Origin of the sequence: Sorangium sp. So ce375 (genome assembly GCF_051473855.1) — a bacterium.
Classification (GTDB): domain Bacteria; phylum Myxococcota_A; class Polyangia; order Polyangiales; family Polyangiaceae; genus Sorangium.
Window position 1 is genome coordinate 5,291,810 of record NZ_CP150335.1, and the last position, 15,489, is coordinate 5,307,298.

A 15,489-nucleotide genomic window follows, 5' to 3' on the forward strand; every position below is an offset into this window, starting at 1 on the left:
CGCTTGCGGGAGGGGTCATGCGATTGGCGTTGTTGCCGACGTGGGGGCTGCGTGGCTCCTGGGTGGTGCTGCTCGTGCTGTCGTTCTGGGCGCTGGTCGGGTGCAGCGGCGAGGGCGAGCCTTGGCAGGGGGCGAGCGAGGTGCTGGGCGCGCGCTTTCCGGAGCAGGTGACGCAGGTGCTCGTCGCGGGGGCGGGCTTCGTGGCGACCGGCGAGGGGTTCGTGGCGAGGTCGCGGGGGGAGGTGCCCGGACGGTTCCGGCCCGCGGGAGAGACGATCGAGGCGGTGTTGCCTGCAAGGGGCGAGGAGGGGCTGCGCTTCCGCGGGCAGAGAGGGTTTGCGTTCGCGGTGCGCGAGCTCGGCGCGGCGGGCGAGGCGGCGCTCGAAGGGAGCGCGGTGACCTATGCGCGACCGGGAGGTCGGTCGTACTGGACGGCGATGGCGGGCGGGGGCGCGGAGGAGTGGCTGCTGCTCGAGGCCGAGCACGTGACGAGCGATGCGCCCGTCGCCGTGTGGGAGGTGGACGGCGCGGCGCTGCGGCAAGAGGGCGAAGCGGTGGCGGTGGTGGACGAGGGCGGCCGAGCGCGGATGCGGGTCACGGCGCCCGAGGCGCATGCCGGAGGGGGGAGAGCGATCGAGGTGCGGCTCGCGGCGCGGGGGCAGCGGATCGAGCTGTGGGTGCAGGCCAGCGGGGAGACGGTGCTGGTGGATCCGGTATGGCAGGCGACGGGGGCGATGGGCGCCCGCCGCCGTGGTCACACCGCGACGCTGCTGCCGAACGGGCAGGTGCTGGTCGCGGGCGGCCTTGACTTACTCTTCGGTGGTTTTCTCGCGAGCGCGGAGCTGTACGATGCGGCGACGGGAACCTGGCTGCCTGCCGGTGCGATGAGCACCGCCCGCGCGCGTCACACGGCGACGCTGCTGCCGAACGGGCAGGTGCTGGTCGCGGGCGGCTATGACCCCATCTCCGGTGATTCTCTCGCGAGCGCGGAGCTGTACGACCCGGCGACGGGAACCTGGCTGCCCGCCGGTGCGATGAGCACCAGCCGCGCTTCTCACACCGCGACGCTGCTGCCGAGCGGGCAGGTGCTGGTCGCGGGCGGCTGGGGCGCCTACGCTGGTGATTCTCTCGCGAGCGCGGAGCTGTACGACGCGGAGACGGGCACCTGGCGGCCCGCCGGCTCGATGAGCACCGCCCGTGGTGATTACACCGCGACGCTGCTGCCGAACGGGCAGGTGCTGGTCGCGGGCGGCGGAGACTACGCCTCCGGTGCCCGTCTCGCGAGCGCAGAGCTGTACGACCCGGCGACGGGAACCTGGCTGCCCGCCGGCTCGATGAGCACCGCCCGCCTTGGTCACACGGCGACGCTGCTGCCGAGCGGGCAGGTGCTGGTCACGGGCGGCGGCGACTACGCCTCCGATGTTTCTCTCGCGAGCGCGGAGCTGTACGACCCGGCGACGGGAACCTGGCTGCCCGCCGGTGCGATGAGCACCGGCCGCGCTTCTCACACCGCGACGCTGCTGCCGAGCGGGCAGGTGCTGGTCGCGGGCGGCGGCGACTACGCCTACGCTGCCCGTCTCGCGAGCGCAGAGCTGTACGACCCGTCGACGGAAACGTGGCTGCCCGCCGGCTCGATGAGCACCGCCCGTGGTGGTTACACCGCGACGCTGCTGCCGAACGGGCAGGTGCTGGTCGCGGGCGGCCACACCTCCGGTGTTTCTCCCGCGAGCGCGGAGCTGTACGACGCGGCGACGGGAACCTGGCTGCCCGCCGGCTCGATGAGCACCGCCCGTGGTGGTTCCACCGCGACGCTGCTGCCGAACGGGCAGGTGCTGGTCGCGGGCAGCACCTCCGCGAGCGCGGATCTGTACGACCCGGCAACGGGAACCTGGCTGCCCACCGGCTCGATGGGCACCGCCCGTGGTGGTTACACCGCGACGCTGCTGCCGAGCGGGCAGGTGCTGGTCGCGGGCGGCTATGACCCCTTCTCCGGTGTTTATCTCGCAAGCGCGGAGCTGTACGACCCGGCGACGGGAACCTGGCTGTCCGCCGGCTCGATGCGCACCGCCCGCCGTGATCCCACCGCGACGCTGCTGCCGAGCGGGCAGGTGCTGGTCACGGGCGGCGCCGACTACATCTCCCATGTTTCTCTCGCGAGCGCAGAGCTGTACGACCCGTCGACGAGAACGTGGCTGCCCGCCGGCTCGATGGGCACCCCCCGCGCGCATCACACCGCGACGCTGCTGCCGAGCGGGCAGGTGCTGGTCGCGGGCGGCGCCGACTACGCCTCCCGTGCCTTTCTTCTCGCGAGCGCAGAGCTGTACGACCCGTCGACGAGAACGTGGCTGCCCGCCGGCTCGATGGGCACCGACCGCATTTATCACACCGCGACGCTGCTGCCGAACGGGCAGGTGCTGGTCGCGGGCGGCTACGCCTCCGAAGTTTCTGCCGCGAGCGCGGAGCTGTACGATCCGTCGACGCGAACGTGGCAGCCCGCCGGCTCGATGGGCACCGACCGCGCTGGTCACACCGCGACGCTGCTGCCGAATGGGCAGGTGCTGGTCGCGGGCGGCCATAACGCGAGAGCGGCGGAGCTGTACGACCCGTCGACGGGAACGTGGCAGCCCGCCGGCTCGATGGGCACCGTCCGCTATCTTCGCACCGCGACGCTGCTGCCGAACGGGCAGGTGCTCGTCACGGGCGGCAACGATTCCGGCGGCCCCAGCGCGGAGCTGTACGACCCGGCTGGGCGCTGGGCGACCGCGGCGTCCATGCGCACCGGCCGGGTCCATCCCACCGTGACGCCGCTGCCCGACCATCGCGTGCTGGTCGCCGGGGGGCTCAGCCACGCCGGCTACGAGGCGAGCGTGGAGCAGTACGATCCAGCGAGCCGAACCTGGCTCCCGGCCGCCAGGATGAACAGCGCCCGTCATCATCACACCGCGACGCTGCTGACGAACGACCAGGTGCTCGTCGCTGGCGGCAACAGCTCCGACGGCCCTCTCGCGAGCGCGGAGCTGTACGACCCGTGGCCGGGAACGTGGCGGCCCGCCGGTGCGATGAACCGCGCCCGCGCCTACCATGCTGCGGTCCGGCTCAACAACGAGCAGGTGCTGGTCGCCGGGGGTTGGGGCAGCGGCGGCGCGCTGGGCGACGCCGAACGATACAACCCGAGCACCGACGAATGGATTCCCTGCAACGGCGCCATGCACAGGGCCCGCTGGCAGTTCACCGCGACCCTGCTGCCGAGCGGACAGGTGCTGGCTGCCGGAGGCTGGGGACCCGTTGGCGCTCTCAGAGACGCAGAGCTGTACGATCCGATCGCCGACCAATGGGAACCGGTTCCCTTGGAGATGAACGACGCTCGCACCGGCCATACGGCCACACGTCTCACACGTCTGGGGAGGGGTCAGGTCCTGATCGCCGGAGGCGCAAGCAGCGATGGCGTCCTTGCGCGGGCAGAGCTCTTCGATCCGGAGACCATGTCCTTTTCGCCTGCGGCGTCCATGCGCCATGCGCGCACGGGCCATGTGGCCTCGGAGCTGGCAGATGGACGGGTGCTGGTCGCGGGCGGCGCCGACGCCGGCGGCCCGCTGGCGAGCGTGGAGCTCTACGACCCGGCGGAGAACGTCTGGCACGAGGTCCGCTCGTTGAGGACGCCCAGGCGCGAGCCCGCGGGGCTCTTGCTCGACGATGGGACGGTGCTCGTGGTCGGCGGGGCCGGTGCGGGTGGGATCCCGCTGGCCACCGCCGAGCTGTATGAGCTCCTTCCCAATGGCACGCTGTGCCGCTGGGCAGCCGACTGCCGGAGCGGCTTCTGCGTCGACGGCGTCTGCTGCGACGCGGCCTGCGACGGCGGCCCCTGCGACGCCTGCGCGGTCACCACGGCCATCGCCCTCATTCCCACTGGCGCCCGGTTCCCCGGCACCTGCGAGCCGGTCGTCGACGTCGCCTGCGACGACGGCAACGACTGCACCCAGCACGACGTTTGCCACGACGGCGCCTGCCAGGGCACGAACCCCGTGGTCTGCACGGTATCCGATGGCTGCCACGAGCCGGGCGTGTGCAACACGAGGACGGGGAGATGCTCGCCGGAGACGCCCAAAGATGAGGGCGCCACCTGCGATGACGACAACCTCTGTACCCGGCGCGACGCGTGCCAGGTCGGGATCTGCACGGGACTCGACGAGGTCCGCTGCCCTATGCCCGATGCGTGCCACAGGCAGGGCAGCTGCGATCCGTCGACGGGGATGTGCGACAACCCGGCGAAGGACGAGGGCGCCAGTTGCGATGACGGCAACCTCTGCACCCTGGACGACGAGTGCCAGAGCGACGTCTGCGTGGGCAGCCCGGTCATTTGCCCGCCGCCCGATGCGTGCCACAAGCAAGGCAGCTGCGATCCGCGGACGGGGGCGTGCGACAACCCGGCAAAGGACGACGGCGCCAGCTGCGATGACGGCGACCTCTGCACCCTGGACGACGAGTGCCAGAGCGCGGTGTGCGTGGGCAGCCCGGTCATTTGCCCGCCGCCCGATGCGTGCCACAGGCAGGGCAGCTGCGATCCGCGGACGGGGGCGTGCGACAACCCAGCGAAGGACGACGGCGCGAGCTGCGATGACGGCGACCTCTGCACCCTGGACGACGAGTGCCAGAGCGCGGTCTGCGTGGGCAGCCCGGTCATTTGCTCGCCGCCCGATGCGTGCCACAAGCAGGGCGGCTGCAATCCGTCGACGGGGATCTGCGACAACCCGGCGAAGGACGAGGGCGCCAGCTGCGATGACGGCGACCTCTGCACCCTGAACGACGAGTGCCAGAACGCGGACTGCAAGGGCAGCCCGATCATTTGCCCGCCGCCCGATGCGTGCCACAAGCAGGGCAGCTGCGATCCGCGGACGGGGGCGTGCGACAACCCAGCGAAGGACGACGGCGCCAGCTGCGACAGCGATGGCGATCTGTGCACGGCAGACGACCGCTGCGAGGACGGCGTATGCGTGGCCGGCGAGCCGAAGACCTGCGCCTCGTATGCGTGCGACAAGACCACAGGACACTGCCTGACCCGCTGCGACTCGGTCCGCGATTGCATGGACGGCAAGGTCTGCGACCCGATGCATCAATGCGTCGATGCGCCGCGCGACCAGTACCACCACGACACCAGCGGCTGCGCCTTCGCTGATCCAGGCGCCCCTCCCCCCTCGCCTCGAACGCTGGCGGCGCTCTTCGTGCTCGCCCTCGCCGCCCTGGGTGCCCGGCGCCCGCGCGCTGGGGCGTGAAGGCGGCCGCTTCGATGCGAGTGCATGTCGATGATGTCGGCGAGGTCCACGCGGGTGACGTGGAGATCGTGCTCCCAGAGCATCTTCTCCAGCGCGATGGGCGCCGCGGTCGATGTTCGCAGTGCCGCAGCCGGCGTCGCGCGAGGCGGACGGGATCCACGCCGGTCCCGACGGCTAGGGGTGGTTCAGCGCCGAGACGCTCGGTGGGCGGTGTCGTCATCGGCGTGGCGCCGACCGTGGGGGCGCGGGTCGATCTTTGACGCTTGCACGCTTGCGGGAGGGCTCATGCGTTTCGCGTTCTTGCCGAGGTGCGGGCTGCTTGGCTGCTGGGTGGTGCTGCTCGTGCTGGCGCTCGGGGCGCTGGTCGGATGCAGCGACGCGGGCGAGCCTTCGCAGGGTCCGAGCGATGTGCTGCGCGCGCGTTTTCCGGAGCAGGTGACGCAGGTGCTCGCGGCGGGCGCGGGCTTCGTGGCGACCGGTCAGGGGTTTGTGGCGAGGTCGCGGGGGGAGATGCCGGGACGGTTCCGGCCCGCGGGAGAGACGATCGAGGCGGTGTTGCCTGTGAAGGGCGAGCAGGGGCTGCGCTTCCGCGGGCAGAGAGGGTTTGCGTTCGCGGTGCGCGAGCTCGGCGCGGCGGGCGAGGCGGCGCTCGAAGGGAGCGCGGTGACCTATGCACGACCGGGAGGTCGGTCGTACTGGACGGCGATGGCCGGCGGGGGCGCGGAGGAGTGGCTGCTGCTCGAGGCCGAGCACGTGACGAGCGATGCGCCCGTCGCGGTGTGGGAGGTGGACGGGGCAGCGTTGCGGCAAGAGGGCGAGGCGGTGGCGGTGGTGGACGAGGGCGGCAGCGCGCGGATGCGGGTCACGGCGCCCGCGGCGCATGCCGCAGGGGGGAGAGCGATCGCGGCGCGGCTCGCGGCGCGGGGGCAGCGGATCGAGCTGTGGGTGCAGGCCAGCGGGGAGGCGGTGCTGGTCGATCCGGTGTGGCAGGCGACGGGGGAGATGAGCGCCGCCCGCGGTGTGCACACCGCGACGCTGCTGCCGACCGGGCAGGTGCTCGTCGCGGGCGGCCTCGCCGAGGGTCGTGCTCTCGCGAGCGCGGAGCTGTACGACCCGGTGACGGGGATCTGGCAGCCCACCGCCTCGATGGGCTCCGCCCGCACTTATCACACCGCGACGCTGCTGCCGAGCGGACAGGTGCTCGTTGCAGGCGGCTATGACGCCTCCAATGCTTCTCTCTCGAGCGCGGAGCTGTACGACGCGGAGACGGGAACCTGGCTGCCCACCGGCTCGATGGGCTCCGCCCGCTCTGGTCACACCGCGACGCTGCTGCCGAGCGGACAGGTGCTGGTCGTGGGCGGCTGGGGCGACGGCTCTGGTGCTCACGCGAGCGCAGAGCTGTACGACGCGGAGACGGGAACCTGGCTGCCCGCCGCATCGATGGGCTTCGCCCGCTTTGGTCACACCGCGACGCTGCTGCCGAGCGGGCAGGTGCTCGTCGCGGGCGGCTTCGGCGACACCTCCAACGATGGTCTCGCGAGCGCGGAGCTGTACGACCCGGTGACGGGAACGTGGCTGCCCGCCGCATCGATGGGCTCCGCCCGCGCCGCTCACACCGCGACGCTGCTGCCGAGCGGGCAGGTGCTCGTCGCGGGCGGCTGGGGCGGCGATGGTAATCTCGCGACCGCGGAGCTGTACGACGCGGCGGCGAGAACCTGGCAGCCCGCCGCCTCGATGGGCTCCGTCCGCCGTGGTTCCACCGCGACGCTGCTGCCGAGCGGGCAGGTGCTGGTCGTGGGCGGCTGGGGCGACGGCTCTGGTGCTCACGCGAGCGCAGAGCTGTACGACGCATCGACGGAGACCTGGCAGCCTGCCGCCTCGATGCGCACCGCCCGCGATGTTCACACCGCGACGCTGCTGCCAAGCGGACAGGTGCTCGTCGCGGGCGGCTGGAACGAGGCCTCCGGCGAGTATCTCGCGAGCGCGGAGCTGTACGATCCGGCGACGGGGACGTGGCAGCCCACCGCCTCGATGGGCTCCGCCCGCGCCGCTCACACCGCGACGCTGCTGCCGAGCGGGCAGGTGCTCGTCGCCGGCGGCCTAGACCACGTCTCCGGCGATTGTCTCGCGAGCGCGGGGCTGTACGATGCGGCGGCGAGAACCTGGCAGCCCGCCGCCTCGATGGGCTCCGCCCGCGCTGCTCACACCGCGACGCTGCTGCCGAGCGGGCAGGTGCTCGTCGCGGGCGGCTGGGACGACTCCTCCGATGGTTCTCTCGCGAGCGCAGAGCTGTACGACCCATCGACGGGGACCTGGCAGCCCGCCGCCTCGATGGGCTCCGCCCGCGATGGTCACACCGCGACGCTGACGCTGCTGCCGAGCGGGCAGGTGCTCGTCGCGGGGGGCCGTGACTTCGCCTCCGGTGGTATTCTCGCGAGCGCGGAGCTGTACGACGTGGCGACGCGAACCTGGCAGCCCGCCGGCTCGATGCGCACCGCCCGCTATCGTCACACCGCCACGCTGCTGCCGAGCGGGCAGGTGCTCGTCGCGGGCGGCTGGGACGACGCCTCCGGCGATTCTCTCGCGAGCGCGGAGCTGTACGACGTGGCGACGCGAACCTGGCAGCCCGCCGGCTCGATGCGCACCGCCCGCGCTGCTCACACCGCCACGCTGCTGCCGAACGGGCAGGTGCTCGTCGCGGGGGGCCGTGACTTCGCCTTCGGTGGTATTCGCGCGAGCGCGGAGCTGTACGACGTGGCGACGGGAACGTGGCTGCCCGCCGGTTCGATGCGCACCGCCCGCGCTGCTCACACCGCGACGCTACTGCCGAACGGGCAGGTGCTGGTCGCGGGCGGCACGGACTACAACTCTTCTCTCGCGAGCGCGGAGCTGTACGACGTGGCGACGGGAACGTGGCTACCCGCCGGCTCGCCGGGCACCGGACACGGTGACCACACCGCGACGCTGCTGCCGAGCGGGCAGGTGCTGGTCGCAGGCGGTTACGCCGTCGGTCGTCGGCTCGCGAGCGTGGAGCTGTACGATCCGGCTGGGCGCTGGACGGCCGCGGCGTCGATGCGCGCCGGCCGTGTCCACGCCACCGTGACGCCGCTGCCCGACCATCGCGTGCTGGTCGCTGGGGGGCTCAGCAGCGCCGGCGACGAGGCGAGCGCGGAGCTGTACGAGCCAGCGAGCCGAACCTGGCTACCGGCCGCCAGGATGAGCAGCGCCCGTCATGCTCACACCGCGACGAGGCTGCCAAACGACCAGGTGCTGGTCGCGGGCGGCAACAGCTCCGGCGGTCCTCTCGCGAGCGCGGAGCGGTACGACCCGGCGGAGAAAACCTGGCTGCCCGCCGGCGCGATGAACCGCGCCCGCGCCTATCACGCAGCGGTCCGGCTCAACGACGATCAGGTCCTGGTCGCCGGCGGTTGGGGGAGCGGCGGCGCGCTGGGCGATGTCGAGCGATACGACCCGGGCACCGAGCGATGGACACTCCGCGCCGCCATGCAGGCGACCCGCTGGCAGCTCACCGCGACGCTGCTGCCGAACGGGCAGGTGCTGGCTGCCGGAGGCTGGGGAGACGTCGGCGCGCACAGAGACGCGGAGCTGTACGATCCGATCGCCGACCGATGGGAGCCGGTTCCCTTGGGGATGAGCGACGCCCGCGCCGGCCATACCGCCACGCTTCTGGGGACGGGTCAGGTCCTGCTCACTGGAGGCGCGAACGACGATGGCTTTCTTGCCCGAGCAGAGCTCTTCGATCCGGCGACCGGATCCTTTTCGCCTACGGCACCGATGCGCCATGCGCGCACGGGCCATGTGGCCGCGGAGCTGCCGGACGGGCGGGTGCTGGTCGCGGGCGGCGCCGATGCTGGCGGTCCGCTGGCGAGCGTGGAGCTCTACGACCCGACCGCGACTGTCTGGCACGAGGTCCGCTTGTTGAGGACGCCCCGGAGCAAGCCGGTGGGGCTCGTGCTCGACGATGGGACGGTGCTCGTGGTCGGCGGCGTCGGTGCGGGCGGGATCCGGCTGGCGACCGCCGAGCTGTTCGAGCTCCTCTCCATTGGCACGCTGTGCGACCAGGCGGCCGACTGCCGGAGCGGCTTCTGCGTCGACGGCGTGTGCTGCAACGCCGCCTGCAATGGCGGCCCCTGCGACGTCTGCGCGGTCACCACCGACATCACCCTCATTCCCACCGGCGCCCGGATCCCGGGCACCTGCGAGCCGATCGACGACGTCGCCTGCGACGACGGCAACGCTTGCACCCAGAACGACGTTTGCCATGGCAGCGCCTGCCAGGGCACGAACCCCGTGGTCTGCACGGCATCCGACGGCTGCCACGAGCCTGGCGCGTGCAACACGAGGACGGGGAGCTGCTCGCCGGAGACGCCCAAAGACGAAGGCGCCACCTGCGACGACGGCGACCTCTGTACCCGGCGCGACGCGTGCCAGGGCCAGATCTGCACGGGACTCGACGCGGTCCCCTGCCCGCCGCCCGATGAGTGTCACAAGCAGGGCAGCTGCGATCCGTCGACGGGCACGTGCGACAACCCAGCGAAGGACGACGGCGCGAGCTGCGACCGCGATCACGACCCGTGCACAGCAGACGACCACTGCGAGGACGGCGTGTGCGTGGCCGGCGAGCCGAAGATCTGCGGATCATATGCGTGCGACAAGCACACCGGGAAGTGCCTGAGCCGCTGCGAGTCGGTCCGCGATTGCGTGGAGGGCAAGGTCTGCGACCGGTCGCATCAATGCGTCGATGCGCCGCTCGACGCGTACCACCACGACACCAGCGACTGCGCCTTCGCTGCTCCCGGCTCCCCTCCCACCTCGCCCCGGACGCTGGCGGCGCTCTTCGTGCTCGCCCTCGCTGCCCTGGGTGCCCGGCGCCCGCGCGCTGGGGCGTGAAGGCGGCCGCTTCGATGCGAGCGCATGTCGATGACGTCGGCGAGGTCTACGCGGATGATGTGTCCACGCGGATGATGTGGAGGTCGTACTCCCAGGGCAGCTGCTCCAGCGCGATGTGCGCCGCAGGCGATGTTCGCGGTGTCGCGGCTGGCGTGGCGCGAGGTGGACGGGATCCACGTCGGTCCCGACGGCTAGGGGTGGTTCAGCGCCGAGACGCTGGTGAGCGGTGTCGTCGTCAGCGTGGCGCCGACAGTGGATGCGCGGTTCGATCTTTGACGCTTGCGGGAGGGGTCATGCGATTCGCGTTCTTGCCGAGGTGCGGGCTGCTTGGCTGCTGGGTCGTGCTGCTCGTGCTGGCGCTCGGGGCGCTGGTCGGATGCAGCGACAGCGACACGGGCGAGCCTTCGCAGAGGCCGAGCGAGGTGCTGCGCGCGCGATTTCCGCAGCAGGTGACGCAGGTGCTCGCGGCGGGCGCGGGCTTCGTCGCGACCGGTCAGGGGTTTGTTGCGAGGCCGCGGGGCGAGGTGCCGGGACGGTTCCGGCCCGCGGGAGAGACGATCGAGGCGGTGTTCCGTGCGAGGGGCGAGGAGGGGCTGCGCTTCGGGGGGCAGAGGGGGTTTGCGCTCGGGGTGCGCGAGATCGGCGCGGCGGGCGACGGAGCGCTCGAAGGGAGCGCGGTGACGTATGCGCGACCCGGAGGTCGGTCGTACTGGACGGCGATGGCGGGTGGGGGCGCGGAGGAGTGGCTGCTGCTCGAGGCGGAGCACGTGACGAGCGATGCGCCCGTCGCCGTGTGGGAGGTGGACGGCGCGGCGCTGCGGCAAGAGGGCGAGGCGGTGGCGGTGGAGGACGAGGCCGGCAGGGCGCGGATGCGGGTGACGGCGCCCGAGGCGCATGCCGCAGGGGGCAGAGCGATCGAGGCGCGGCTCGTGGCGCGGGGGCAGCGGATCGAGCTGTGGGTGCAAGCCAGCGGGGAGGAGGTGCTGGTCGATCCGGTGTGGCAGGCGACGGGGGAGATGGACGCCTACCGCGAGGAGCACACCGCGACGCTGCTGCCGAGCGGGCTGGTGCTGGTCGCGGGCGGCTACGACGGAGCCTCCAGTGTTGTTCTCGCGCGCGCGGAGCTCTACGATCCGGCGACGGGAAGCTGGCAACCCGCCGGCTCGATGAGCTCCGCCCGCCGCGCTCACACCGCGACGCTGCTGCCGAGCGGGCTGGTGCTGGTCGCGGGCGGCTATGACGACGGCTCCGGTGATTCTCGCGCGAGCGCGGAGCTCTACGACCCGGCGACGGGAAGCTGGCAACCCGCCGGCTCGATGAGCTCCGCCCGCCGCTATCACACCGCCACGCTGCTTCCGAGCGGGCAGGTGCTGGTCGCGGGCGGCGATAATTCCCTTGGTGTTCTCGCGAGCGCGGAGCTCTACGACCCGGCGACGGACACCTGGCTGCCCGCCGGCTCGATGAGCTCCGCCCGCCGCTATCACACCGCCACGCTGCTTCCGAGCGGGCAGGTGCTGGTCGCGGGCGGCTATGACGACGGCTCCGTTGGTTCTCTCGCGAGCGCGGAGCTCTACGACCCGGCGACGGCAACCTGGCTGCGCGCCGACTCGATGAGCTCCGCCCGCATTAGGCACACCGCGACGCTGCTTCCGAGCGGGCAGGTGCTGGTCGCGGGCGGCTATGACGACGGCTCCGTTGGTTCTCTCGCGAGCGCGGAGCTCTACGACCCGGCGACGGGAAGCTGGCAACCCGCCGGCTCAATGAGCTTCGCCCGCTATTGGCACACCGCCACGCTGCTTCCGAGCGGGCAGGTGCTGGTCGCGGGCGGCGATGACAGCAGTTCCCTTGGTAATCTCGCGAGCGCGGAGCTCTACGACCCGGCGACGGGAAGCTGGCAACCCGCCGGCCCGATGAACTCCGCCCGCGCGGATCACACCGCCACGCTGCTTCCGAGCGGGCAGGTGCTGGTCGCGGGTGGCAGGGGCAGCCCTGCGGAGCTCTACGACCCGGCGAGGGGAAGCTGGCAACCCACCGACTCGATGAGCTCCGACCGCATGTATCACACCGCCACGCTGCTTCCGAGCGGGCAGGTGCTGGTCGCGGGCGGCTTGTACTACGTCCCCGATCATTCTCCTCTCTCGCGCGCGGACGCGGAGCTGTACGACCCGGCGACGGCAACCTGGCAACCCGCGGGATCGATGAGCTCCGCCCGCGCTGCGCACACCGCCACGCTGCTTCCGAGCGGGCAGGTGCTGGTAGCGGGCGGCTATGGTTCCCTTGGTGTTCTCGCGAGCGCGGAGCTCTACGACCCGGAGACGGGAACCTGGCTGACCGCCGACTCGATGAGCTCCGACCGCATGTATCACACCGCAACGCTGCTGCCGAGCGGGCAGGTGCTGGTCGCGGGCGGCTTGCACTACGTCCCCGCTCATTCTCCTCTCTCGCGCGCGGACGCGGAGCTGTACGACCCGGCGACGGCAACCTGGCAACCCGCGGGATCGATGAGCTCCGCCCGCGCTGCGCACACCGCCACGCTGCTTCCGAGCGGGCAGGTGCTGGTCGCGGGCGGCTATGACGACGGCTCCGGTGATTCTCTCGCGAGCGCGGAGCTCTACGACCCGGCGACGGGAAGCTGGCAACCCGCCGGCTCAATGAGCTTCGCCCGCACTTCGCACACCGCGACGCTGCTTCCGAGCGGGCAGGTGCTGGTCGCGGGCGGCTATGGTTCCCTTGGTGTTCCCGCGAGCGCGGAGCTCTACGACCCGGCGACGGCAACCTGGCTGCGCGCCGACTCGATGAGCTCCGCCCGCAGCTTCCACACCGCGACGCTGCTGCCGAGCGGGCAGGTGCTGGTCGCGGGCGGCTTGTACTACGTCTCCGCTGATGCTTATCGCGCGCGCGCGGACGCGGAGCTGTACGACCCGGAGACAGGAAGCTGGCAACCCGCCGACTCGATGAGCTCCGACCGCTATGCGCACACCGCGACGCTGCTGCCGAGCCGGCAGGTGCTGGTCACGGGCGGCTCCAGCTCCAACCGTTTTGTCGCGAGCGCGGAGCTCTACGACCCGGCTGGGCGCTGGGCTAGCGCGGCGTCGATGCGCACCGGCCGTGTCCAGCCCACCGTGACGCCGCTGCCCAACCATCGCGTGCTGGTCGCCGGGGGGCGCAGCAACGCCGGCTACGAGGCGAGCGTGGAGCAGTACGATCCAGCGAACCGAACCTGGCTCCCGGCCGCCCCGATGCACAGCGCCCGTCATGCTCACACCGCGACGCTGCTGCCGAACGACCGGGTGCTCATCGCGGGTGGCAGCAGCTCCAGCGGTCCTCTCGCGAGCGCCGAGTTGTACGACGCGGCGACGAACACCTGGCTGGCGGCCAGCGCGATGAACCGCGCCCGCACCTACCACGCTGCGGTCAGTCTCACCACGGAAGAGGTGCTGGTCCTCGGGGGCTGGGGGAGCGGCGGCGCGCTCGGCGATGTCGAGCGATACAACCCGGACACCGACCGATGGACAACCCTCCGCGCCATGCAGGCGGCCCGCTGGCAGTTCACCGCGACGCTCCTGCCCGACGGGCGGGTGCTGGCGGTCGGCGGCTGGGGCGACGTCGGCGCTCGCAGAGACGCAGAGCTGTACGACCCGAGCACCGACCGATGGGGACAAGTTCCCGCAGCGATGAACAACGCCCGCGCCGGCCATACGGCCACACGTCTCACACGTCTGGGGAGGGGTCAGGTCCTGATCGCCGGAGGCGCAAGCAGCGATGGCGTCCTTGCGCGGGCAGAGCTCTTCGATCCGGAGACCATGTCCTTTTCGCCTGCGGCGCCCATGCGCCATGCGCGCACGGGCCATGTGGCCTCGGAGCTGGCAGATGGACGGGTGCTGGTCGCGGGCGGCGCCGACGCCGGCGGCCCGCTGGCGAGCGTGGAGCTCTACGACCCGGCGGAGAACGTCTGGCACGAGGTCCGCTCGTTGAGGACGCCCAGGAGCGAGCCCGCGGGGCTCTTGCTCGACGATGGGACGGTGCTCGTGGTCGGCGGCGTCGGTGCGGGCGGGATCCGGCTGGCGACGGCCGAGCTGTTCGAGCTCCTCTCCATTGGCACGCTGTGCGACCAGGCGGCCGACTGCCGGAGCGGCTTCTGCGTCGACGGCGTGTGCTGCAACGCCGCCTGCGATGGCGGCCCCTGCGATGTCTGCGCGGTCACCACCGACATCACCCTCATCCCCACCGGCGCCCGGATCCCGGGCACCTGCGAGCCGGTCGACCACGTCGCCTGCGACGACGGTAACGCCTGCACCCAGAACGACGTTTGCCACGACGGCGCCTGCCAGGGCACGAACCCCGTGGTCTGCACGGCATCCGACGGCTGCCACGATCCAGGCGTGTGCAACACGAGGACGGGGAGCTGCTCGCCGGAGACGCCCAAAGACGAGGGTGCCACCTGCGATGACGATAATCTCTGTACCCGCCGCGACGCGTGCCAGGACGGGATCTGCGCGGGACTCGACGCGGTCCCCTGCCCAGAGCCCGATGCATGCCACAGGAAGGGCCGCTGCGATCCGTCGACGGGGATCTGCGACAACCCGGCGAAGGACGAGGGTGCCAGCTGCGATGACGGCAACCTCTGCACCCTGGACGACGAGTGCCAGAGCGCGGTCTGCGTGGGCAGCCAGGTCATTTGCCCGCCGCCCGATGCGTGCCACAAGCAGGGCGGCTGCAATCCGTCGACGGGGGCATGCGACAACCCGGCAAAGGACGAGGGCGCCAGCTGCGATGACGGCGACCTCTGCACCCTGGACGACGAGTGCCAGAACGCGGACTGCAAGGGCAGCCCGATCATTTGCCCGCCGCCCGATGCGTGCCACAAGCAGGGCAGCTGCGATCCGCGGACGGGGGCGTGCGACAACCCAGCGAAGGACGACGGCGCCAGCTGCGACAGCGATGGCGATCTGTGCACGGCAGACGACCGCTGCGAGGACGGCGTATGCGTGGCCGGCGAGCCGAAGACCTGCGCCTCGTATGCGTGCGACAAGACCACAGGACACTGCCTGACCCGCTGCGAGTCGGTCCGCGATTGCGCGGACGGCAAGGTCTGCGACCGGACGCATCAATGCGTCGATGCACCGCGCGACGCGTACCACCACGACACCAGCGGCTGCGCCCTCGCTGATCCAGGCGCCCCTCCCCCCTCGCTCCGGACGCTGGCGGCGCTCTTCGTGCTCGCCCTCGCCTCCCTGGGTGCACGGCGCCCGCGCGCTGTGGCGTGAAGGCTGCCGTTTCGATGCGAGTGCATGTCGATGATGTCGGC

The 15,489-nt window shown here is 71.8% G+C and carries 3 protein-coding genes; all 3 read left to right on the top strand.

The window, feature by feature from the left end; translation table 11 throughout:
* Positions 1–17 precede the first annotated feature (17 nt).
* The 3 genes from WME90_RS19675 to WME90_RS19685 all read left to right on the top strand — a co-directional run bounded on the left by WME90_RS19675 (position 18) and on the right by WME90_RS19685 (position 15,448).
* On the top strand, positions 18–5,270 hold the full coding sequence (locus WME90_RS19675; protein ID WP_437282698.1) for a kelch repeat-containing protein: 5,253 nt from the start codon (positions 18–20) through the stop codon (positions 5,268–5,270).
* 330 nt (positions 5,271–5,600) lie between these two features.
* Positions 5,601–10,181, top strand: coding sequence for a kelch repeat-containing protein (locus WME90_RS19680; RefSeq protein ID WP_437282699.1), 4,581 nt, complete (start codon positions 5,601–5,603; stop codon positions 10,179–10,181).
* A gap of 341 nt (positions 10,182–10,522) precedes the next feature.
* Entirely contained in the window at positions 10,523–15,448 is a 4,926-nt protein-coding gene (locus WME90_RS19685) for a kelch repeat-containing protein (protein WP_437282700.1), read from the top strand.
* Positions 15,449–15,489: the final 41 nt, after the last annotated feature.

Bases quoted from the DNA above. Each gene is read 5' to 3' on its own strand.
- WME90_RS19675 (WP_437282698.1), top strand. From the start codon at position 18: ATGCGATTGGCGTTGTTGCCGACGTGGGGGCTGCGTGGCTCCTGGGTG.